The 20,503-nt window shown below is 67.7% G+C and carries 22 protein-coding genes and 1 tRNA gene; 6 read left to right on the top strand and 17 right to left on the bottom strand.

Annotated elements, in window-relative coordinates:
- Nucleotides 1–50: 50 nt before the first annotated feature.
- The 9 genes from Q8S30_RS16055 to dapE form a co-directional block, all read right to left on the bottom strand.
- The gene (locus tag Q8S30_RS16055) at nt 51–413 is read right to left on the bottom strand and encodes a hypothetical protein (RefSeq protein ID WP_305667026.1); all 363 of its coding nucleotides are present in this window, start codon (nt 411–413) and stop codon (nt 51–53) included.
- A gap of 111 nt (nt 414–524) precedes the next feature.
- A complete protein-coding gene (locus Q8S30_RS16050; protein ID WP_305667025.1) occupies nt 525–800 on the bottom strand; it encodes an NfeD family protein in 276 nt (91 codons plus the stop codon).
- Nucleotides 800–1,693, bottom strand: a complete 894-nt coding sequence (locus Q8S30_RS16045; protein ID WP_305667024.1) for an SPFH domain-containing protein — start codon at nt 1,691–1,693, stop codon at nt 800–802. The genes Q8S30_RS16050 and Q8S30_RS16045 overlap by 1 nt, the downstream gene beginning before the upstream one ends.
- Before the next feature lie 94 nt (nt 1,694–1,787).
- Entirely contained in the window at nt 1,788–3,242 is a 1,455-nt protein-coding gene (locus Q8S30_RS16040; protein ID WP_305667023.1) for a diguanylate cyclase, read from the bottom strand.
- Nucleotides 3,243–3,279: 37 nt separating this feature from the next.
- A complete protein-coding gene (locus Q8S30_RS16035) occupies nt 3,280–4,527 on the bottom strand; it encodes a lytic murein transglycosylase (protein ID WP_371135541.1) in 1,248 nt (415 codons plus the stop codon).
- 73 nt (nt 4,528–4,600) lie between these two features.
- Nucleotides 4,601–6,862: a ribonuclease R gene (gene rnr, locus Q8S30_RS16030; protein WP_305667021.1), complete on the bottom strand. Its 2,262-nt coding sequence runs from the start codon at nt 6,860–6,862 to the stop codon at nt 4,601–4,603.
- Nucleotides 6,863–6,893: 31 nt separating this feature from the next.
- The gene (locus tag Q8S30_RS16025) at nt 6,894–7,487 is read right to left on the bottom strand and encodes a TIGR04282 family arsenosugar biosynthesis glycosyltransferase (RefSeq protein WP_371135540.1); all 594 of its coding nucleotides are present in this window, start codon (nt 7,485–7,487) and stop codon (nt 6,894–6,896) included.
- On the bottom strand, nt 7,484–7,903 hold the full coding sequence (locus Q8S30_RS16020; RefSeq protein WP_305667043.1) for a GNAT family N-acetyltransferase: 420 nt from the start codon (nt 7,901–7,903) through the stop codon (nt 7,484–7,486). The genes Q8S30_RS16025 and Q8S30_RS16020 overlap by 4 nt, the downstream gene beginning before the upstream one ends.
- A 2-nt stretch (nt 7,904–7,905) precedes the next feature.
- Nucleotides 7,906–9,084 (bottom strand): succinyl-diaminopimelate desuccinylase, encoded by a 1,179-nt coding sequence (dapE, locus tag Q8S30_RS16015; protein WP_305667020.1) that lies wholly within the window; start codon nt 9,082–9,084, stop codon nt 7,906–7,908.
- Between the two features lie 293 nt (nt 9,085–9,377).
- Between dapE and Q8S30_RS16010 the strand changes: the two genes are divergently transcribed.
- Together Q8S30_RS16010 and Q8S30_RS16005 are read left to right on the top strand one after the other, a co-directional pair.
- A complete protein-coding gene (locus tag Q8S30_RS16010; RefSeq protein ID WP_305667019.1) occupies nt 9,378–10,952 on the top strand; it encodes a choice-of-anchor L domain-containing protein in 1,575 nt (524 codons plus the stop codon).
- 17 nt (nt 10,953–10,969) lie between these two features.
- Nucleotides 10,970–12,052, top strand: coding sequence for a Hint domain-containing protein (locus Q8S30_RS16005; protein WP_305667018.1), 1,083 nt, complete (start codon nt 10,970–10,972; stop codon nt 12,050–12,052).
- A gap of 19 nt (nt 12,053–12,071) precedes the next feature.
- On the opposite strand, the gene Q8S30_RS16000 is transcribed toward Q8S30_RS16005, so the two are convergent.
- From Q8S30_RS16000 to dapD, 4 genes are all read right to left on the bottom strand, one after another.
- Nucleotides 12,072–12,428: a hypothetical protein gene (locus Q8S30_RS16000; protein WP_305667017.1), complete on the bottom strand. Its 357-nt coding sequence runs from the start codon at nt 12,426–12,428 to the stop codon at nt 12,072–12,074.
- Nucleotides 12,429–12,517: 89 nt separating this feature from the next.
- Nucleotides 12,518–13,240, bottom strand: coding sequence for a DUF421 domain-containing protein (locus Q8S30_RS15995; protein ID WP_305667016.1), 723 nt, complete (start codon nt 13,238–13,240; stop codon nt 12,518–12,520).
- Between the two features lie 241 nt (nt 13,241–13,481).
- Complete coding sequence (locus Q8S30_RS15990; RefSeq protein ID WP_305667015.1) at nt 13,482–13,736, bottom strand: GlsB/YeaQ/YmgE family stress response membrane protein; 255 nt, start codon at nt 13,734–13,736, stop codon at nt 13,482–13,484.
- Between the two features lie 98 nt (nt 13,737–13,834).
- Nucleotides 13,835–14,662, bottom strand: a complete 828-nt coding sequence (gene dapD, locus Q8S30_RS15985) for a 2,3,4,5-tetrahydropyridine-2,6-dicarboxylate N-succinyltransferase (protein WP_305667042.1) — start codon at nt 14,660–14,662, stop codon at nt 13,835–13,837.
- 99 nt (nt 14,663–14,761) lie between these two features.
- On the opposite strand from dapD, the gene Q8S30_RS15980 reads away from it, so the two are divergent.
- Together Q8S30_RS15980 and Q8S30_RS15975 are read left to right on the top strand one after the other, a co-directional pair.
- A complete protein-coding gene (locus Q8S30_RS15980; protein WP_305667014.1) occupies nt 14,762–15,568 on the top strand; it encodes a TIGR00730 family Rossman fold protein in 807 nt (268 codons plus the stop codon).
- A gap of 342 nt (nt 15,569–15,910) precedes the next feature.
- On the top strand, nt 15,911–17,164 hold the full coding sequence (locus Q8S30_RS15975; protein ID WP_305667013.1) for a DNA polymerase IV: 1,254 nt from the start codon (nt 15,911–15,913) through the stop codon (nt 17,162–17,164).
- A 9-nt stretch (nt 17,165–17,173) separates the two neighbouring features.
- Here Q8S30_RS15975 and Q8S30_RS15970 read toward each other — a convergent pair whose 3' ends face one another.
- The 3 genes from Q8S30_RS15970 to Q8S30_RS15960 form a co-directional block, all read right to left on the bottom strand.
- Nucleotides 17,174–17,449 (bottom strand): hypothetical protein, encoded by a 276-nt coding sequence (locus tag Q8S30_RS15970; RefSeq protein ID WP_305667012.1) that lies wholly within the window; start codon nt 17,447–17,449, stop codon nt 17,174–17,176.
- Nucleotides 17,446–17,655, bottom strand: a complete 210-nt coding sequence (locus Q8S30_RS15965) for a hypothetical protein (RefSeq protein WP_305667011.1) — start codon at nt 17,653–17,655, stop codon at nt 17,446–17,448. The genes Q8S30_RS15970 and Q8S30_RS15965 overlap by 4 nt, the downstream gene beginning before the upstream one ends.
- Nucleotides 17,656–17,772: 117 nt before the next feature.
- Nucleotides 17,773–18,642: an N-formylglutamate amidohydrolase gene (locus Q8S30_RS15960; RefSeq protein WP_305667010.1), complete on the bottom strand. Its 870-nt coding sequence runs from the start codon at nt 18,640–18,642 to the stop codon at nt 17,773–17,775.
- A gap of 134 nt (nt 18,643–18,776) precedes the next feature.
- Between Q8S30_RS15960 and Q8S30_RS15955 the strand changes: the two genes are divergently transcribed.
- A tRNA-Val gene (locus Q8S30_RS15955) sits at nt 18,777–18,851 on the top strand.
- 92 nt (nt 18,852–18,943) lie between these two features.
- Nucleotides 18,944–19,069 (top strand): type B 50S ribosomal protein L36, encoded by a 126-nt coding sequence (gene ykgO / locus Q8S30_RS15950; protein WP_161348375.1) that lies wholly within the window; start codon nt 18,944–18,946, stop codon nt 19,067–19,069.
- Nucleotides 19,070–19,208: 139 nt separating this feature from the next.
- Here ykgO and Q8S30_RS15945 read toward each other — a convergent pair whose 3' ends face one another.
- Complete coding sequence (locus Q8S30_RS15945; RefSeq protein ID WP_305667009.1) at nt 19,209–20,429, bottom strand: phenylacetate--CoA ligase family protein; 1,221 nt, start codon at nt 20,427–20,429, stop codon at nt 19,209–19,211.
- Nucleotides 20,430–20,503: the final 74 nt, after the last annotated feature.

Raw genomic sequence — 20,503 nt, 5'->3', positions numbered from 1 at the left:
CAAGAAGGGCGGCCCAAGGGCCGCCCTTTGCAGTCAGATCACGTGATCGCTTAGTTGGTCGGAGCCGGGGCGGTCGCGTCCGGCGTGGTCGGCTCAACCGCCGGGGCGTCCGGGGCCGGGGTCGGTGCGGTTGTGGCCGGGGCAGTGGTATCCGGCACGGTCGCATCGGGGGCCGTCACCACCGGGTCACTCGCGGCCGGGGCGTTGTTCTCGATCACCACGCCATTTTCGGCGGGCGCCGTGGCGTCGGACGCGTCATCGCCACCCGAGACCAGGAAGAAGATCACCGCCAGCGCCACAACGATGGCACCGAGAATGAAGAAAATGCTGTTATTCCCCTTCTCGCGCACCGGCTCTTGGCCGGGGCGAGTGTTGTAGGCGGGGTCGCGGGTCGTCACTTTAGGGTCTTGCATAACGTGCTCCTGGGTTCAGGTTCTGCCTGCTCAACCCGGCCGAGGCGTTGCGGTTCCGCTGCCGCTCATTTGCTGTGCAGAAACCCGCCGACCGCCCGAACCGCCCGCTTCTCAGTTCTCGTTGATATCCCGGTCCCACAGCTTGATCTGGCCCTTGCGCACCCCCGCCACGCGGCGCAGCACGACCCATGCGGCCAGCGAGGCCAGCGCGAAAACCAGCAGCATCCAGGCCAGGTTCCCACCCAGCAGACCCAGCCCCATCAACACCCCCGTGACGGCGGCGCCAATGGCAAAGCCCAGGAACACGAAGCCCGGCAGGAATATCTCGACAATGGCCAGCACCACGCCGCCCGCCAGCCAGACCCACCAAAGCTGCCACAGCGCCATTACAGCCGCCCCTTGATCATCTTGAACGCGTCGGTGAAGGCGTCCAGCGCCGCGGCCGGCACGATGATCATCTGCTTGCCCGCGCCTTGTCCCACCGCCGTCAGCGCCTCGACCTGCTTGATCGCCACCTGATATTGCGCCGCCTCGATGCCGTTCTCCTTGATTGCCTCGGCAATCACCGCGGTGGAGAACGCCTCGGCCTCGGCCAGCACCCGCTTGGCCTTGGCCAGCTGCTCGGCAGCATACAGCTCGCCATCCGCGTTCAGCTCGATGGCACGCTTCTTGCCCTCGGCCTCGGTCACCTGCGCCCGCCGCGCCCGTTCGGCGTTCAGCTGCTGCAGCATCGCCGCCCGCGTCGCATCATCAAGATTCACGTCGAGGATTTCCGCCCGCGTCACCTCGATGCCCCAGTCATCCACCATCGCCGCCACCTGCTCGCGGATCTTCGCGGTCAGCTCGTTGCGGTTCGACTGCACCGCATCCAGTTCCATCTTGCCGATCTCGGACCGGACGATCCCGGCCACGGTGGTGGCAATCGCCGCGTCCACATCGCGGATCCGGTAGACGGTCTTTTCCGGCTCGATGATCCGGTAGAACACGCTGGTCTCGACCTTCACCAGCACGTTGTCGGTGGTGATGGCGTCCTGCTGCGCCGTCGGCAGCTGCCGTTCCAGCACCGAAATGCGATGCGCCACCCGGTCGAGGAACGGCACAATGAAGTTGATCCCCGGCCCCAGCACGGCGCGCAGCCGGCCAAACCGCTCCACCACATGCTTTTCGGCCTGCGGCACGATCCGCACGCCCAGAAACAGCGACAGGATGATAAGAAAGGCGATCGCAAGCACCACGGCATTTCCGCCGATCAGATCCTGCACCACGGTATCCGAATTCATTGTTGCCTCCGGCAAAATTCACTGCCGCGACTATGCCGCCCGGCCCGGCAATCGCCAAGCCTTTGCAGCGCGGGCCAATCGCCGCGCTGCCCGCTCAGTTCCGGCGCCGGTCGGCGTAGAACATCCGCTTCTGGTCATACATCGCCTGATCAGCCCGGCGCACCAGCGCCTCCAGCGTCTCGCCCTCGGTAGCCGAGGCGCAGCCGATCGACAACGACAGCTGGAACGTGCTGTAGAACCGGTTATTCACCTCCAGCAGCCGATTGATCGTCTCGACCATCGTCGCCGCTTCCTGCTCATCGGCCCGCGGCATCAGCACGGCGAACTCGTCGCCACCGATCCGCGCCGCATGGCAGGCCTCGCCCGCCGCCTCTTTCAGCACCTCGCCCAGCCGGCGCAGCAGGCTGTCGCCGACATCATGGCCCAACCGGTCATTGGCTTCTTTCAGCCCGTTGATGTCGATCAGCACCACCGACATCGGCCGCACCGCCTGCCGCTCCAGCCGGTTGAGCATGTCGATGTAATAGGCGCGGTTGTGCAGCCCGGTCAGCACGTCATGCTTGCCCAGATAGACCAGATAGGCCTCGGCCTTCTTGCGCGCGGTAATGTCGGTCAGCGCCACCAGCACCCGCGACCAATCCTCCTCATGCCCCGGCAGCACCGAGAATTGCATGATCACCACCCGCTCGGTCCCGTCGAGCGCGTAGTTCACCACCTCGCGGCTCTGGAACAGCTTGCCCTGCCACAGGTCGATCAGCTGCTCGCGGAAATGCGGCTCCATATCGCCGCGAAACACCGTGTGCAGACGGCTCAGCAGATGATCCTTATCCGTCGCACCGAACATCTCCAGCGTGGCGTGGTTCACGTCGATCACCCGGATCTCCGTCATACATTGCCGCACGAATTCCGGATGAACATCGGTAAACACCCGCATGTCCTGAATGCCGCGATGGCGCAGGTCTTCCAGCAGCTGGCGGATCTTGCTGAAATCCTCGACCCACAGCGACACCGGCGAATGCTCGAAGATCCCCTCGGCGTGCTGGCGGCTGGCCAGCTCGCGCCGCCGCGCCTCTTCGCGGCCCGTCACGTCCTCGACCGTCAGCAGCACCCGGTCCAGCGCCTCCTCATGCCCCGGCAGCACCGCGCCGCGCAGCTGGATGTCCAGCCGCCGCCCGCCCAGCGTGTAATTCACCGCCGAACTGGCAAAGCTGGTGCCCCCGTTCCACAGCTGTTCCAGCTCGGTGATATGGGTCAGCAGCATCTCGTCGCGGAACACCTTGTCGAGGTTTCCGACCAGATGCGCCATGTCGGTCGCCTCGAACAGCTCCAGCGTCTTGGCATTGACCCGCAGCACCTTGATGCTGCTTGAACTGGCGGCAACGCGGCTCAGGTCCGCCTGCAGAAAGGCGCGCAGATCTTCCACGCCTTCAGCGCGCCAGCCATCGAACAGCGCCTTGATGCCGCTGAAATCCTCGATCCACATCGAGATCGGTGCCAGCTCGAACACACTACCCTCTTCATGCCCGACCACTTCGGTCCAAGCTGCCATCCTGTCCACTCGTCCCATCACCGTTACCCTGTTCCTGTCACCCTGCCCGCAACCGCTGAAGAACCTCTACGTTCGCATAGCCATCCGGGGCCATCCCGACCGAGGCTTGCCACGCGCGCAAGGCACTTAACGTATTGGTTCCGATCTTTCCGTCGGTGCCGCCGGTATCAAAACCGCGACGCGTGAGCAGTTGCTGCAACTCGCGCCGCTCATCGGTCGACAGCGCCCTGTCGCTCCGCGGCCAGCCCTGCTGGAACGGGCCTTTGCCCGCCAGCCGGTCGGCCAGATGGCCGACGCCGATCACATAGCTGTCCGACGCGTTGTAGCGGCTGATCGCGGCGAAATTCGGCCCGATCAGGAAGGCCGGCCCCCGAACCCCGGCGGGAAGCAGGATCGACGAGGCACCCATCCCCGGCAGCGATCCGCCCGCAGCCGGGGCCACGCCCATCGCCGCCCAGTCGCCGGTGCTGCGCGTCGTGCCCTTGCCGATCAGGCCAAGGTTGAAGCTCGGCGGCAGCCGAACCTCCAGCCCCCAGGGTTGGCCGCGTTGCCAGCCCATCCGCTGAAGATAGGCGGCGGTAGAGGCCAGCGCATCGGTCGGATCGTCCGACCAGATGTCGCGCCGCCCGTCGCCGGTGAAATCCACCGCGTAATCCAGATAGCTGGTCGGCATGAACTGGGTATGCCCCATCGCCCCCGCCCAGCTGCCGACCATACCCTCAGGCGCAACATCTCCCGCCTGCACGATCTTCAGCGCCGCGATCAGCTCTGCCTCGAAGAACGGCCCGCGCCGCCCGTCAAAGGCCAGTGTCGCCAGCGCCGGGATGATCGGGGTGCTGCCGCGATAGCCGCCGAACGAGGATTCCAGCCCCCAGACCGCCACCACGATCTCCTTGTCCACGCCATACCGCGCCTCGATCCGGTCCAGCACCGCCGCGTGCCGCGCCAGCCCGGCACGGCCATTGGCGATGCGGCTGTCGGCCACGGCGCCGTCGAGATAGTCCCAGATCGACTTGGTGAACTCGGATTGGTTGCGGTCCTTGGCGATGATGCTGGCATCATAGCGCACCGCCCCGAACGCCCGGTCGAAGGTCGCGGGGCTGACCCCCTGCGCCAGCGCGCGGGACCGGAACTCCTGCGTCCACTGGGCGAACCCGGCTTCGGTGTAGTTGCGTGTCACCGGGGCGCTGCCTCCAAAGGATGCCGGGGCCGCAAACCGCTCTGCGCCGCTGCACCCGGGCAACAGCGATGAGACGAGTCCCAGCGCGATAAGTGATGTGCGCATATCCAAGGGTCCTGCTCTGTTCGTTTTTTGTTTGGGTGAAGCCTACCCCGAACAGAGCCCTACGGAAAGGCTGCTAGCGCCGCTTGCGCAGAACCTTGCGCTTTATTGCCGTATCGCGCGCCTTCCCTGCCCCCGGCTTGCGCGGGCGCCCGCGCCCGCCCTTCTTGGTGGCGCCGCCACCCCCCGGCATCCCCCGCCCTTCCAGCTCCAGCAGTTCCAGCATCAGCCCGCCGGTCACCGGCACCGCCTCGGACAGGCGCACAGTCACCCGCTGGCCAAGCCCGATCAGCGTGCCACTTTCCGACCCCATCAGCGTCTGCGCATCGGCATCGAAATGGTAGAACTCACGCCCCAGCGTGCGGATCGGGATCAGCCCGTCAGCCCCCGTCTCATCCAGCCGGATGAACAGCCCAAAGCGCGTGACGCCCGACACCCGCCCGGTGAACTCCGCCCCCACCCGGTCCGCCAGGAACGCCGCCAGATAACGGTCGGTCGTGTCCCGCTCCGCCGCCATGCTGCGCCGCTCGGTGTCGGAAATATGCTTGGCCGTCTCCTCCAGCATCTCCACATCCTGCGCCGACAGCCCGTCCTTGCCCCAGCCATGCGCCGAGATCAGCGCCCGGTGGACGATCAGGTCCGAATAGCGGCGGATGGGCGAGGTGAAGTGCGCATAGCTGCGCAGCGCCAGCCCGAAATGCCCGAAATTCCCCGGATGGTAATAGGCCTGCGTCATCGAGCGCAGCGTGGTGATGTTGATCAGCTCGTCGAAATCGGTGTTCTGCGCCTGCGCCAGCAACTGGTTCAGATGCGCCGTCTGCAACACCTGCCCCTTGGCCAGCGTGAAGCCCGAGGCCTGCGCCACCTCGCGCAGCGCGTCGAGCTTCTGCGGGCTCGGCTCCTCATGCACCCGGTACAGCAGGGGCCGGCGCAGCCGCTCCAGCTCTTCCGCCGCCGCCACATTGGCGAGGATCATGAACTCTTCGATCAGCCGGTGCGCGTCATACCGCTCGCGGTAATTGACCGAGGCAACCTTGCCATCGTCGGTCAGGATGATCTTGCGCTCCGGCAGGTCGAGGTCCAGCGGCTGCCGCTTCGCCCGCGCCGCCTTCAGCGCGCCATAGGCGGCGTAAAGCGGGCGGATCACATCGTCCAGCAGCTCCGCACAGCGGTCATTCGGATTGCCGTCCTGCGCCTCCTGCACCTCGTCATAGACAAGGCTGGCGACCGATTTCATCAGCCCGCGCACGAAGCGATGGCTGATCTTGCGGCCCTCGGCATCCACCTTCATCCGCACCGCGATGCAGGGCCGGTTCAGCCCTTCGTGCAGCGAGCAGAGGTCGCCCGACAGATGGTCGGGCAGCATCGGCACCACCCGGTCGGGGAAATAGCTGGAATTGCCGCGCAGCCGCGCCTCGCGGTCAATCGCGCTTTGCGGCGTCACGAAATGCGCCACATCGGCGATGGCGACCCAGATGATATGCCCGCCCGGGTTCTTCGGGTCACCGTCCGCCTCGGCATAGCAGGCATCGTCATGGTCGCGCGCATCCACCGGGTCGATGGTCACCAGCGGCATGTCGCGCAGATCCTCGCGGTCGCCCAGCCCCGCAGGCTCCATCGCATCCGACAGGCGGATCACCTCATCGGGGAAATCATCCGGAATGCCATGCTGGTGAATCGCGATCAGCGACACCGCCTTCGGCGCCGAAGGGTCGCCCAGCCGCTCGATCACCCGCGCCTGGGGCAGACCCAGCCTCGCGCGCGGCCCGGCCTGTTCAGCCTCCACCAGCTCGCCATCCTGCGCGTCAAGCGTCGCATCCCGCGCCACCCGCCATTCCTTGTCGGATCCCTTGTCGATCGGCACGATCCGCCCGCCCTCGGCGCCCTTGCGGAAGATGCCCAGCACCTTGTGCGCCACCACGCCGATCGGCCGGATCAGCCGCGCCTGATAGTCGTGATCCTCGGCCCCCACCTCGATCAGCTTGGCCAGAATGCGGTCGCCCGCAGCCACCGGCGCATCGCCCTTGCGCGGCACGAACAGCACGCGGGGCGGGGCGCCCTTGCCCTCCCACTCCATCGGTTTGGCGAATTGGTCACCATCCGCATCGGGCGGCAGGATGGTCAGGATCGTCACCGGCGGCAGCTTGTCCGCATCGCGGTAGGTGCTGCGGCGGCGTTCCAGCGAGCCCTCGGCCTCCATCTCCTTGAGGATGCGCTTCAGCTCGATCCGCTCGGCACCCTTGATGTCGAAGGCCTTGGCGATGTCGCGCTTGGCGGCGGCGCCGGGATGGTCGGCGATCCAGTTCAGGATCTCTTGCTTGGAGGGTATCTGTGCCATGCCCCATCGCTAGCATGGCCCGCAGGCGTCGTCACGCCAGAAGCTTTCGCGGCAGGTCCGCCGCCTCATCCACATCGGCCAGCGTCTCCGCCATCGCCACCCGCAGGCCCCGCATCGTGGCCAGCGTATCCGCCCGCGCATCGGCGCTGGACCAGCGCACCCCGGCAAACAGCCCCGGGGGCGGCACATGCCGCAGCCCGATCAGCCAATAGCCCCCATCCGGCGCAGGGCCAATCACCGCATCCGCCGCCGCCAGCTTGCGGAACGCGTCGGCAATATGCCGCCGCCGCAGCCCCGGAATATCGGCGCCCACGATCATCACTGGCGCCCCCGGCCCCGCGCCCTGCAACAGCCGCCCCATCCGCGCGCCCAGATCGCCCCGCCCCTGCGGCAGCCGGGGGATATGCGCCGGCCAGACCCGGCTCGCCCTCCCCTCGGCATCGGGCGACACCGCCAGCGCCACCTGCCAGCGCGGGTCCACCGCCTGCCGCAGCAGCGCCCGGCACTGATGCCGGAACCACCAGGCCGCCGGCACCATCCCGATCTGCCGCCCCAGCCGGGTCTTCACCCGCCCCGGCCGCGGCTCTTTCACCATCACGATGAGAACGGGCAGCAGCGGCCTCATCGCAAGCTGCGCACCATATCCCGGTGCGGGATGCCCGCGTCCAGATACTCCGCCCCCTCCGCCACGAACCCCAGCCGCTCATAGAACCCCATCGCATGGGTCTGCGCCCCCAGCTTCGCCCGCTGCAGCGCCCGGTCCTCGGCCAGCACCGCCAGCGCCTTCTCCATCAGCGCCACGCCCAGCCCGGTGCCCCGCGCGGCCGCCAGCACGCAGACCCGCCCGATCTTGCCGGTCTCCCCGCTGCGCAGCAACCGCGCCGAGCCCATCGGCACCCCGTCCACCAGCGCCAGCAGATGCACCGCCTGCCCGTCCAGATCGTCCACCTCATCGGCCTCGGGCACGCCCTGCTCCTCGATGAACACCGTCCGGCGCAGTGCAAGGCAGGCGGCCAGATCCTCCGTCACCCGCACCTCCACGCTCACGCGAAATACTCCCCCAGGATCCGCGCATAGACCGCCTTCAGCGCATGGATCTGCGCCACCTCCACCCGTTCATCCACCTGATGCATGGTCTTGCCGACCAACCCGAACTCCACCACCGGGCAATGGTCCTTCACGAACCGCGCATCCGATGTCCCGCCCGAGGTGGACAGTGCCGGCACAATCCCCGTCTCCGCCTCCACCGCCGCCGCGACCAGCCGCACGAAATCGCCGGGCGGCGTCACGAAGCTCTCGCCCGACACCTCCACCCGCATCTCCACCGTCACCCCCGTCTCCGCCTCCACCCGCGTCCCCTCGGCCCGCAGCCGCGCCGTCAGGCTGGCCGAGCTATGCGCGTCATTGAAGCGGATGTTCACCGTCGCCATCCCTCGCGCCGGGATCACGTTATTCGCCGGGTTGCCACAATCGATGGTCGTCACCTGCAGGGTCGAGGCGTCGAAATGCTCGGTCCCCGCATCCAGCGGCTCCGCAGTCAGCCGCCCCAGCAGCGTCACCAGCGCGTGCAAAGGGTTCTTCGCCCGGTGCGGATAGGCCGAATGCCCCTGCACCCCCTGCACCGTGAAGAACGCCGTCATCGACCCGCGCCGGCCGATCTTCATCATGTCGCCGAAGGTCTCGGGGCAAGTCGGCTCGCCCACAAGGCACACGCTCATCGCCTCGCCCTCGGCGGCCATCCAGTCCAGCAACGCGACGGTCCCGTCCTTGCCCGGCCCCTCCTCATCCCCGGTGATGGTCAGGATCACCGCCCCATCCGGCGGCGTCTGCCGCACGAAATCGCAGGCCGCCGCCGCAAAGGCCGCCACGCCGGACTTCATGTCCGTCGCCCCGCGCCCCCAGATTTCCGCGCCGACAATCTCCCCGCCAAACGGATCGCGGCTCCACGCCGCGGCATCCCCCACCGGCACCACATCCGTATGCCCGTTGAAGCCAAAGCTCCGCGCCGCGGCCTTAGCCCCCCAGCGCGCGAACAGGTTCGGCACCCCGTTCCGGTCCACCCGAGTGCACTCGAACCCCGCCCCGGTCAGCAGGCCCTCCAGCAGCCGCAGCGCCCCGCCCTCGGCGGGCGTGACCGAAGGGCAGCGGATCAACTCGGCGGTCAGCGCGACCGGATCGACGGGAAAGTTCGGTCGGGACAGGGTCGGGCGGGCATCGGTCATCGGCAGGCTCCTATCGCTTTGCCCCACCGATACCGGCTGCATCCCCGCCCCGCAATCACGGCGCGACTGTTGCAAAACTGCCTGCGCCGCCGGGTCACGGCGCCGACATGTCAAAAGACATTAACAACGCATCGCAACTCTCGCATAACATGGACAAAACAATGACCCGAGGCAGGGCGAGCATACCGGGGGCGCAACGTCACCCCCACCGGGCAGTAACTAGGGCAAGGCAAGCGGGGCATCAGCCCCCGCCGGTATGATTGCGACTGTCTTCGGGTAACCGGGGGCGGAAAATGGCAAAAGGTTCGGAGCTGAGCTACGATACCGGCGCCTCTGCGACGCAGATGGCGAACACGATCATGGGCGACGGCGTCACCGTCGTCGGCGCGTCCTACAGCGGCGACTCCCGATCCTCCGGCACCTATTCCAAAGGCGACTCCCGGTCTCCCGAGGCGACCCCCGGCGATACCGGCGTCATCCTTTCGACAGGCCGCGTCACCGACTTCACCCAATCCTCGGGCGATCCGAACCGCAGCGCCGCCACCTCGACCGATACCTCGGGCGTGAACAACGACGCCCAGTTCAACGCGCTGGCAGGCACCAACACCTATGACGCGGCAATGCTGGATGTGGATTTCATCCCCACCGGCGACACGATGACGATGACCTTCACCTTCGCGTCCGAGGAATACCCCGAATATATCGACTCGATCTACAACGACATGGTCGGCGTCTGGGTCAATGGCACGCCGGTCGAGGTCACCTATGGCAACGGCGATGTCAGCGTCACCAATGTCAACGGCGAGGCGAACAGCAACCTCTACATCAACAACACCAATGACGCCTACAACACCGAGATGGACGGCTTCACCGTCACCATGTCGCTGACCTTCACGGTGATCCCGGGGCAGGTAAACTCCATCCGCATCGGCATCGCCGATGTGGCGGATTCGCAATATGACTCCGCGGTGCTGATCGCTGCCGACAGCCTGCAAACCACGCTGATCGCCGATGATGACAGCGCCTCGGTCTATGCCGATCACTCCACCACGCTCGACGTGCTTGGCAACGACATCAACACCGCCGGCGGCGTGCTGACCGTGACCCATATCAACGGTGTCGCGGTGGTGCCGGGCCAGACCGTCACCCTGCCCTCGGGCGACCTCGTCAAGCTCAACGCCGACATGACGCTGACCTTCACCGCCGATGACGATGCCGAGGAAGTCGCCTTCACCTACACCATCTCGAATGGGCAGGGCAAAAGTGACATCGGCATCATCACCATCGACACCATCCCCTGCTTCGTCGCCGGCACGATGATCCTGACGCCGGGCGGCGAGGTGGCGGTGGAGTCGCTGGTGCCCGGCGATCTGGTCTGCACCAAGGACAATGGCCCCCAGCCCCTGCGCTGGATCGGCCGGCGCGAGGTTGCCGCGGAGGGCGCCTTCGCCCCCATCCGCATCACCGCCGGCACCTTTGGCGACCATCGCACCCTGACGGTCTCGCCCCTGCACCGCATCCTGATCCGCGACCGCCGGGCCGAGCTGCTGTTCGGCGAGGCCGAGGTGCTGGTCGCCGCCCGCGATCTGGTCGATGACGCGCGGGTGCGGGCCATGCCGGGCGGCAGCGTCGAATATGTGCATCTGCTGTTCGATCAGCATCAGGTGGTCTTCTCCGAAGGGTTGCCGACCGAAAGCTTCCTGCCCGGCCCCCAGATGGAACGCAGCTTCGAGGCCGAGATCGTCGCCGAGATCTGCACCCTCTTCCCCGAACTCGACCCCGCCACCGGGGGCGGCTACGGCGCCGCCGCCCGCCGCACCCTGCGCAGGTATGAAGCGCGTCTGCTGCAGCTCCCTGCTGCAGCCTGACCGCAGGAGGACGACCGATGACATGGCTTGCCACCTTCACCCCCCTGCGCGGCGCCCGCCGCATCCTGCCCGCCGCTTTCCCGTCCGAGATGCCCCGCGGCAGCCTGCTGATGGAAATCGCGCCCCCCGGCCCCTGTCCGCGCGGGCTGTGGCTGCTGGGGCACCGCGACCGGGCGGGCGAGGGTTGGTGGCTGACGCTCGACGTGCTGCCCGAGGGGCGGCTGCAACTGCGCATGACCCGCGGCGCGCAGCAGCTGCGGCTGGTGCTGTCCGGCTGGTCCGAGGCGTCCTCGGACCCGATGCGCCTGACCTTCAGCTGGGATTGCGCCGCCGGACGCAGCCTGCTGAGCCTCGAAAACCCGGTGACCGGCGCGCTGCGCCAGGCCGAACTCGCCGCCGCCCTGCCGGTGCCCGGCGCCGCGCTGGAAGGCCTCTTCGCTGCCCCCCTCGCCCACCGCGACCGTGCCGTGGCATGGTTCGCCGCCGCCACCCATGTGCATCGCCCCGGCCCCTGCCCCGGCCTTGCCCCGCAGACCATGATCGCAACCCCGAACGGCCCCCGCCCGGTTGCCGACCTGCGCGCCGGCGACTGGGTCACCACGCTCGACAATGGCCCGCAGCCGCTGCGCTGGACCGGCAAGATCAAGGTGCCCGCGCTTGGCGGCTTCGCCCCGCTGCGCATGGCCGCGCCCTATTTCGGGCTGGAGCGGGATCTGGTGCTGGCGCCGCAGCAGCGCGTCCTGCTGTCGGGCATCGATGTCGAGGATACGCTCGGCCGCGATGAAGTGCTTGCCGAGGCCCGCCACCTTGCCGACGGCATCACCGCGCTCACCGACACAAGCGCCGCCACCGTCACCTGGCACGGGCTGCTGCTGGACCGGCACGAGCTGATCCTGGCCGAAGGCCACGCTGTGGAAAGCCTCTACGCCGGCAGCCTCGCCCGCCGCCCGGGTCTGGCGGCGACCACCCTGCTCGCCCGCCTCGCCGCGGCCGGCACATTGCCGCTGCACCGCCACCCGGTCCGGCCAGAGCTGCATGAATACGAAGCGCGGGGCCTGTGCCTCAAGCGGATGCGGGCAAGGGGGCCGCTGGCGGCCTGAGGCTTAGTTTTTCTGAGCCTTACGGCTTGTCATAAAACGGCGTCATCTGCGCCACGATCACCGAGTTTTCCGCCAGCGCCCGGTCCATCAGCGCCCGTTCTTCCGCGTCGATCTCATCGCCCTGCGCCACTCGCTCGGCCAGGGTGCCATAGCCGGTCACGTCCAGCGGCGCGAGGTCGGCCTGTTTGAGGATCGCCACCGTCTCGCGCACCGCCTCGGCCTCGTCGACGCCCGAGGCATAGCACATCAGCGCCGCCCCGGTCGCGCCCTTGGGCAGCCCGTCATCGGCGCTGCGGCCAACCTCGACCACCAGCGTGAAGACCTGCTGCGGGCGTTTGATCTTTTCCACGGTCGGTTTGGCTGTCTCGTCGGTCATCGCGCTGCCCCTGCCTTGCTGTGCAGGTTCAGTCGCATTCTTCCCTTTGTGGTGCAAGCGGCCTGCTCGGCCCCCGCGGCGCAGGCGACCTATTCGGCCTTGTGTGCCGGCCGCGTCACCGGCGCCGTCCACTCGCAGCCACCGCATTCTGGGCAGAGCCCGTCCGGCAGCACCGCGACCGCCTCCTCCAGCGTGCCGCAGCCAAGGCAGCATGCCTTGCCCTCCGGCGCGACCGCGGGGTCGGTCAGCGCCGCTGGCCGCCGCACCTCGGCCGGAGGCACGATCTGCAGGCCGGGGCGTGGGTCATTGAAGCGGAAGATGCTCATCACCCCGTCGCCCTCCATGAAGGCATGCTCCACCTCGCCCAGATTGCGCACCCCGTTCTGGCGCAGGCTGGAGATGACCTCGGCCGCGCCGATACTGCGTTGCTCCATCCCCGCGCGCAGCAGGCGGCCATCCTCGACAATCGCCACCGGAACGCCGTCAATCGTGCGCTTGGCGGTGTCGTAATGCAGGATCAGCCAGTCCAGCCCCTTGTTCAGCAGCACGACGATGGTGATCACCGCCAGCGCGTGCAGCAGCGGCACATCGGGGTAGAAGGCCGCGTCGCCGACGGCAGAGCCGAGCGCGATGACCAGCAGGAATTCCACCATCGACAGCTGCGCAACCCCGCGCCCGCCGATCCAGCGGATCAGGCCCATCGTGTAGATATAGACGATGAGGGTGCGCACCAGGATCTCGAGGAAGAACAGCGGCGGGGCGTCGCCCAAGAACATCCGCGCAAGGTCGAAGGGAATGGGGGGCTGGTCCATGACGGGCTCCAATGGCGCTGCGCGGGCCAACGCGGCTCTACCGACGCGGTTCCGCCTCCACCGTTACAGGGCAGCGCCCGGCCGCCGGGTGGGCGAGCAACGGCAGTTCTAGGCGGTTCATGGTGCGGCTACTTCCACAGCAGTTCTAGGCGCAACGGTTGAGAAGCGCTGCACGCCCTGTTCCGGGCAAGAAAAAGGGCGGCCCGAAGGCCGCCCGTTCACACATAATGGATCACTCGTTTCAGCTGCGGCTGCGCAGCGCGCGCCCGATGGCGATCAGGATCATCGCGCCGATCACGCCGACGATCAGCTGCCCGATCCAGCCGCCCAGCGTGGAGCCGACCACGGTGACCAGGATGAAGTTCAGCAGCAGCGAGCCGACGATGCCCAGAATGATGTTCATCAGAAGGCCGTGGTTCGCCTTCATGAACTGTTCCGCGATCCAACCCGCCAGCGCACCGACGATGATGGCCGCAAACCAGCCGAGTCCTTCCATAGATGCACCTCATATCTTTTGGGTCGGCGAGTTTTTCGCCAACCTGCCCAGAGCGAACGCGGCCGGGCCCTGCCGGTTCCCCGGCCCGCGAAACATTTTCAGTCGCGCAGCAGCTCGTTGATCGAGGTCTTGGACCGGGTCTGCGCATCCACTCGCTTCACGATCACCGCGCAGTAAAGGTGGATGCCGTTCTTCGACGGCATTGAGCCGGCCACGACGACCGATCCTGCCGGAACCTCGCCATACATCACCTCGCCGGTTTCCCGGTCCACGATCTTGGTGGACTTGCCGATGAACACGCCCATGCCGAGGACCGAGCCCTCGCGCACGATGCAGCCCTCGACCACTTCCGACCGCGCGCCGATGAAGCAGTTGTCCTCGATGATCGTCGGGCCGGCCTGCATGGGCTCCAGCACACCGCCGATGCCGACGCCGCCCGAGAGGTGGACGTTCTTGCCGATCTGCGCGCAGGAGCCGACCGTGGCCCAGGTATCGACCATCGTGCCCGTATCCACATAGGCACCGAGGTTCACGAAGGACGGCATCAGCACCACGCCCGGCGCGATATAGGCCGAGCGGCGCACCACGCAGTTCGGCACGGCGCGGAAGCCCGCCGCGCGCCACTGATTATCGCCCCAGCCCGCGAACTTGCTGTCGACCTTGTCCCACCAGCCGCCGGCCTGCGGGCCACCCTCCTGCCGCTCCATATCCTTGATGCGGAAGCCCAGCAGCACCGCCTTCTTGGCCCATTGGTTGACGTGCCAGGCGCCATCCGCCTGCCGCTCTGCCACCCGCAACGTGCCGCCATCCAGCGCCGACAGCGTCGCCTCGATCGCCTCGCGCGCCGGGCCGGTGCTGGCGGGGGTCAGCGTGTCCCGAACCTCCCAGGCAGCCTCGATGGCGGTTTCAAGCTCTGCATTCGGGATGGCGTTCGACATGGGCTTTTCTCCAGTTATCTCATGGCCTGATCGCGCCCCAGCCTATAGACCGGGCGTTCCAACCGCGCAACGCAAGTGAGGACCACCATGGAAGACAGCCGCAGCCACCCGTTCCGCGACAGCGTGCAGGACGCGGCCGCCGCCTGCCAGGTGCCGGACACGCCCCAGACCCGCGCCCCGGCCTACCGGTTGGCCTTCACCGATACCGACTTCCTGATGCGGGATGAGTTGCGCGCGGTGCGCTTGCAGCTGGAACTCCTGAAGCCGCAGATGGTGCTGGATGAACGCGGCGTCCGCTCCACCATCGTCCTGATGGGCAGTGCGCGGGTGCCGGATGAGGAGGGCACAGGCAGCGCCGCGCCCTTGGCCGAGTGGTACGGCGTCGCCCGCGATCTGGCGCGGCGCATCACCGAGCGGAGCCTTGAAAGCTATGGCCGCGACTGGGTGGTCTGCACGGGGGGCGGTCCGGGGATCATGGAGGCGGGCAACCGCGGCGCCGATGATGCGGGCGGGCAATCCATCGGGCTCAACATCGTGCTGCCGCATGAACAGGCGCCCAACCGCTATGTGACGCCGGACCTGTGCTTCAACTTCCACTATTTCGCGATCCGCAAGATGCATTTCCTGATGCGCGCGCAGGCGATCTGCGTCTTCCCCGGCGGCTTTGGCACGCTGGACGAGATGTTCGAGAGCCTGACCCTGATCCAAACCGGCCGGATGCGGCGGATCCCGTTCCTGCTGTTCGGGCGCAAGTTCTGGGAGAGCGTGGTGAACTGGCAGGCGCTGGCCGAGGCGGGGACGATCTCGCCGGCCGATCTGGAGCTGTTCCGGTTTGTCGAGACGGCCGAGGAGGCGATGGCGGCGATTGACGGGTGGCCTCCGGCGGGGTGTTGAGGGGGGCAGGGCCCGGCGACCGCTCAGCGGGATGAAGCCGGAGCTCCATCCCACCCGCGCCGCCCGCCTTGGCGAAGGCCATCGCCTTCGCCACGCGCTGCCGTCTCCACTGTTACCGGACGGGGGCCCAAAGCCCCCGGCCAGCGCCCGCCCCGCCCTCGGCGGGCGCTGTCCTCATTCGGTCTCGTGCGGCCACCGGCTCCGTGGGAACGGTCCCGCACGGGCGGGGGCGAGGCAGTGCCTCGCCTTTTCGCGCCCGAACAACGGTTCCGAGCTCCATAGTTGGCCGGGACAGCACCCCACCCTCCACAGCCACCCCGCCCCCTGCTATGATCGCCCATCATGCCCGCCCTCTGCCGCGATTGCCTGACCACCTTCCAGACCGGCAGCCGCTGCCCGGCCTGCCGCAGCCCGCGTGTGCTTTCCCATCCCGAGCTCTTCGACCTCTCCATCGCCCATATGGATTGCGACGCCTTCTACGCCTCGGTGGAAAAGCGCGACGACCCCAACCTGCGCGACCGCCCGGTGATCGTCGGCGGCGGCACCCGCGGCGTCGTCTCCACCTGCTGCTACATCGCCCGCATCTCGGGCGTGCGCTCGGCCATGCCGATGTTCCAGGCGCTGAAGCTCTGCCCCGATGCCGCCGTGGTGAAGCCGCGTATGGCCCGCTATGTCGAGGTCTCGCGCGCCATCCGCGCGATGATGGAGGCGCTGACCCCGCAGATCGAGCCCCTGTCGCTGGACGAGGCCTTCCTCGACCTCACCGGCACCGCCCGCCTGCATGGCGCGCCCCCGGCGCTACTGCTGGCCCGGCTGGTCAAACGGATGGAGGAGGAGCTTGGCGTCAGCGGCTCCATCGGCCTGAGCCACAACAAGTTCCTCGCCAAGGTCGCCTCCGACCTCGACAAGCCGCGCGGCTTTTCGGTGATCGGGCAGGGGGATACCGCCGATTTCCTGCGCGGCAAGCCGGTGCGGCTGATCTGGGGCGTGGGGCTGGCGACACAGACGGCGCTGGAGGCGGCGGGGATTCGCACCTTTGACGATCTGCTCCGGTGGGAGCGCCGCGACCTTTCCGCCCGCTTCGGCGCCACGGGCGAGCGGCTCTGGCACATCGCCCGCGGCGAGGACCGCCGCCGCGTCAGCCCCAATGCGCCGGTCAAGTCCATCTCCAAGGAAACCACCTTCGACGAGGATACCGGCGATGCCGAGCGGCTGGCGGGGCATCTGTGGCGGCTGGCGGAACAGGTGTCGGACCGCGCCAAGGCCAAGGACATGGCGGGGCGCGTGGTGACGCTGAAACTGCGCCGGTCGGATTTCACGGTTCTCACCCGCCGCCACGCCCTGCGGGAAGCGACGCAGATGGCAGACACGATCTGCCGCGCTGCCGATGATCTGCTGGCGAATGCCGGCGAGAAGGGGCCGTTCCGGCTGATCGGTGTCGGCATCTCCGACCTCGTCCCCGCCAGTGCCGCCGACCTGACCGCCGACCTCCTCGACCCCGCCGCCCAACGCCGGGCAAAGGCGGAGCGCACCACGGATGCCATCCGCGCAAGGTTCGGGGCAGAGGCGATCATCAAGGGGCGGGGGCTCAAATAGCCGCCGCCCTCACTTCTTGACGAGGTAGCCCACCAGCCCACCCGCCGCGCCGGTGAGGAACGACATCGCCCACTTCTTCTCTTCTGCGGGGGCCGTCTGCGACTGCACGGTGTCGAAGCAAATCCACGCCAGAATGCCGAGAAAGACCAAAGCGGCGGCAAACAGGACGAAGTCCTTGATCACGCGGGCCCAAGCGTCTTTGCTGGTTTCCTCGGGCTTCACAGTTGCCGTGTAGGTGTGTCCGGGCGGTGTGACGGACAGGTCGTGGGTCGGCGGGTTGGTCACAGCCCTACGAACTCGGTTTCCATCTGGCGGGTCTTCGGCTCCACAAGGCCAAGCTTCAGGCCGCGCTTCTTGCCTTCCTGCGCAGCGATGAACAGCTGCAGCGCCTTGCGGATGACTTCACTTTTGTTGCTCTCGCTCTCGGTCACTACCTGCTCGATTGCTGTGTTCAGGTCGTCCGACAGGACGAGGTTCATTCGGACGCTCATGGTAGCCTCCTTGGCATGCTGAGTGATGCGCAGAATATGTGCATTATCCGCTCATCCGTCAAGGGGAAGCCTGCTTGGAGGAAGCCGGGGCTTTGCCCGCCTTGCTTGTGAAAGCGCTTACTCCGCCGCCAGCGGCATCTCCTGCACGCCGATCACCACGATCCGCCCCAGCACCCTTCGCATCAGCGCGGCGAACCCGGCATAGCCCTCATGCGGCGCGATCAGCACCTCGTCCATATAGAGCGCCCGGTCGATCTCGATCTGCACCGCATGGCGCCCGCGCGAGGGGCGGCCGTGGGCCTGCACCACATAGGCCCCGGCGAAGGGGATGTTGCGGCTGACCGTCAGCCCCTCCACCGCGAAGGCGCCCTCGATCTGGTCGAGGATGTCCGGCGCCGCCGTCGCCCCGAACCTGTCCCCCAGCACGATCTGCGGGCGCGGGCCGCGGGCACTGGCGCTGTCCACCGCCTCATGCGGCATGGAATGCACGTCGATCAGGATCGCCTCGCCGAACGCCGCCACCGACTCGTCCATCAGCGCCGCGAGCTTTGCGTGATAGGGCCGCCAGGCGCCGGCAATCCGCGCCTCGGCCTCGGCCATGGTCATCTTCCCGGGCCGGATCGCCCGCCCCCCGGCCACCACCCGCGGAATCACCCCCAACCCCGAGGCCACCCGGGGATTGTGCGGCACCGGCCGCGCGCCCTCGATCAACGCCGGGTCCAGCTCTTCCGCCGCGCGGTTCAGGTCCACATAGGCCCGCGGCACCGTAGCGGCCAGCAGCGGCGCGCCAAGGCCCGGCGCCGGGTCCAGCAGCTGGTCGATGAAGGCATCCTCGGAAGACCGGATCATCTGCGCATTCAGCACCGACCTGCGCAGAAAGGCCTCCGGGTAGTCGCGCCCGCTATGCGGCGAGGCGAAGATGACGGATGTCGTGCGCCGCGCCGGCAGCGTCAGACGATAGGGCAACGGGGCATCATCGGTGCTCATGATGACGAAACTATAACGACATTCCTTCAGCCGCCAAAAGCCCTTGAAAGGCCCATCGACTCCTTTTATAGACCGCGGGACCGAAGCGGCACCGTGCCGTCCAGCAGTGCTGGGCAACGGCGTCAATGAGGTACGGGCGCGTAGCTCAGCGGTAGAGCACTACGTTGACATCGTAGTGGTCACAGGTTCGATCCCTGTCGCGCCCACCATCACGCCCCCCGGCAACGGGGATTTCACCGCCCCCGGCGACGGGGGCATCGTTGTTTAGAAGGCGCACGCGCGCCGCGAATGGGAGAAGGCCATGAAGGTCCGTAACTCGCTCCGCTCGCTCAAGCAGCGTCATCGCGATTGCCAGGTCGTGCGCCGCAAAGGCCGCATCTACGTGATCAACAAGACGCAGAAGCGCTTCAAGGCCCGTCAGGGCTGATCCTTCTGGGCCCGGTCCGTCAGGACCAAAACCCTTAGGATACTGCGCAAGCGACAGATGCGGCCGTCGGGGAAACCCGGCGGCCTTTCTGTTTGGGGGGTTTGAGCGCCGCGCGGGCGGGGCCGGGTCGCCCCCGCCCTCAGTCGTACTTGCGCAGATCCTCGATGACCTTGCCGTCATTGGGCAGGCTGCCCGGCGGCACGATCTCGATCCGGCCCTTCATCTTCAGCGCTGCGACCACCGCGCCCTCATAGTGTCCGGCATCGGTGCCGGGGCTTTCCACCCGCACCGTCATCACATCCATCTCGCCCTCGCGCGTGGCGATCACCCGGGCGCGGGCCACCTCGGGATGGCGGCTGACGAACTGCGCCACCTGCTCGGGGCGCACGAACATGCCCTTGATCTTGGTGGTCTGGTCGGCGCGGCCCATCCAGCCGCGGATGCGGGTATTGCTGCGCCCGCAGGGCGAGGCGCCCGGCATCACCGCCGACAGATCGCCGGTGGCGAAGCGGATCAGCGGGTAGTCGGGGTTCAGCGTGGTCACGATCACCTCGCCCACCTCACCCTCGGCCACCGGATCGCCAGTGCCGGGGCGCACGATCTCCACGATCACGCCCTCATCGACGATCATCCCCTCCATCGCCGGGCTTTCATAGGCGATGTTGCCAAGGTCGGCGGTGGCATAGCTTTGCAGGGTGAGGATGCCCCGGTCGGCATATTCCTTGCGCAAGGATGGGAACAGCGCCCCGCCGCCCACGGCAGCCCGGGTGATCGCCAGCCGCTCGCCCATCTCCTCGGCCTTGTCGAGGATGATCTTCAGGTAATCGGGCGTTCCGGCATAGGCGGTGGTGCCCACATCCACCGCGGCGCGCACCTGCAATTCGGTCTGGCCGGTGCCGGCAGGCAGCACCGCCGCCCCCACCGCCCGGCAGCCGGATTCGAAGATCATGCCCGCCGGCGTCAGGTGATAGCCAAAGCAGTTCTGCACGATATCGCCGGGCCCGATGCCGCAGGCATGCAGGAAGCGGCCCATGCGCCACCAGTCATGGTCGGCGCCGCCCGGCTCATAGATCGGGCCGGGGCTCTGGAACACATGGGCAAAGCCATGCGCGTGCTTGGTCGTGAACCCGCCGAAGGGTGGCGATGCCTTCTGCGCCGCGCCCAGTTCCGACTTGCGGATCACCGGCAGCCGGGCCAGCGCGGCGGCGTCCGTCACCGCCGCCGCGTCCACCCCCGCCAGCAGCGCACCGATCCCCGGGGCGCCCATCGCGCGGGCGATCTGCCCGGGCAGGGCGCGGGCCAGATCGGCGGCGCGCTGGTCGGGGCTGCGGGTCTCGAGGCTGTCGAAATACTGGGTCATGTCTCTGCCGGGGTTGCCCCCCTCCTGTCCCCGCGCCGGGGGACGCCGGGGAGTGCTGAATTACGGGGTAGTCT

It is taken from the genome of Frigidibacter sp., from assembly GCF_030695035.1.
Lineage (GTDB): Bacteria > Pseudomonadota > Alphaproteobacteria > Rhodobacterales > Rhodobacteraceae > Frigidibacter.
This window is presented reverse-complemented; position numbering and strand designations above follow the sequence as displayed.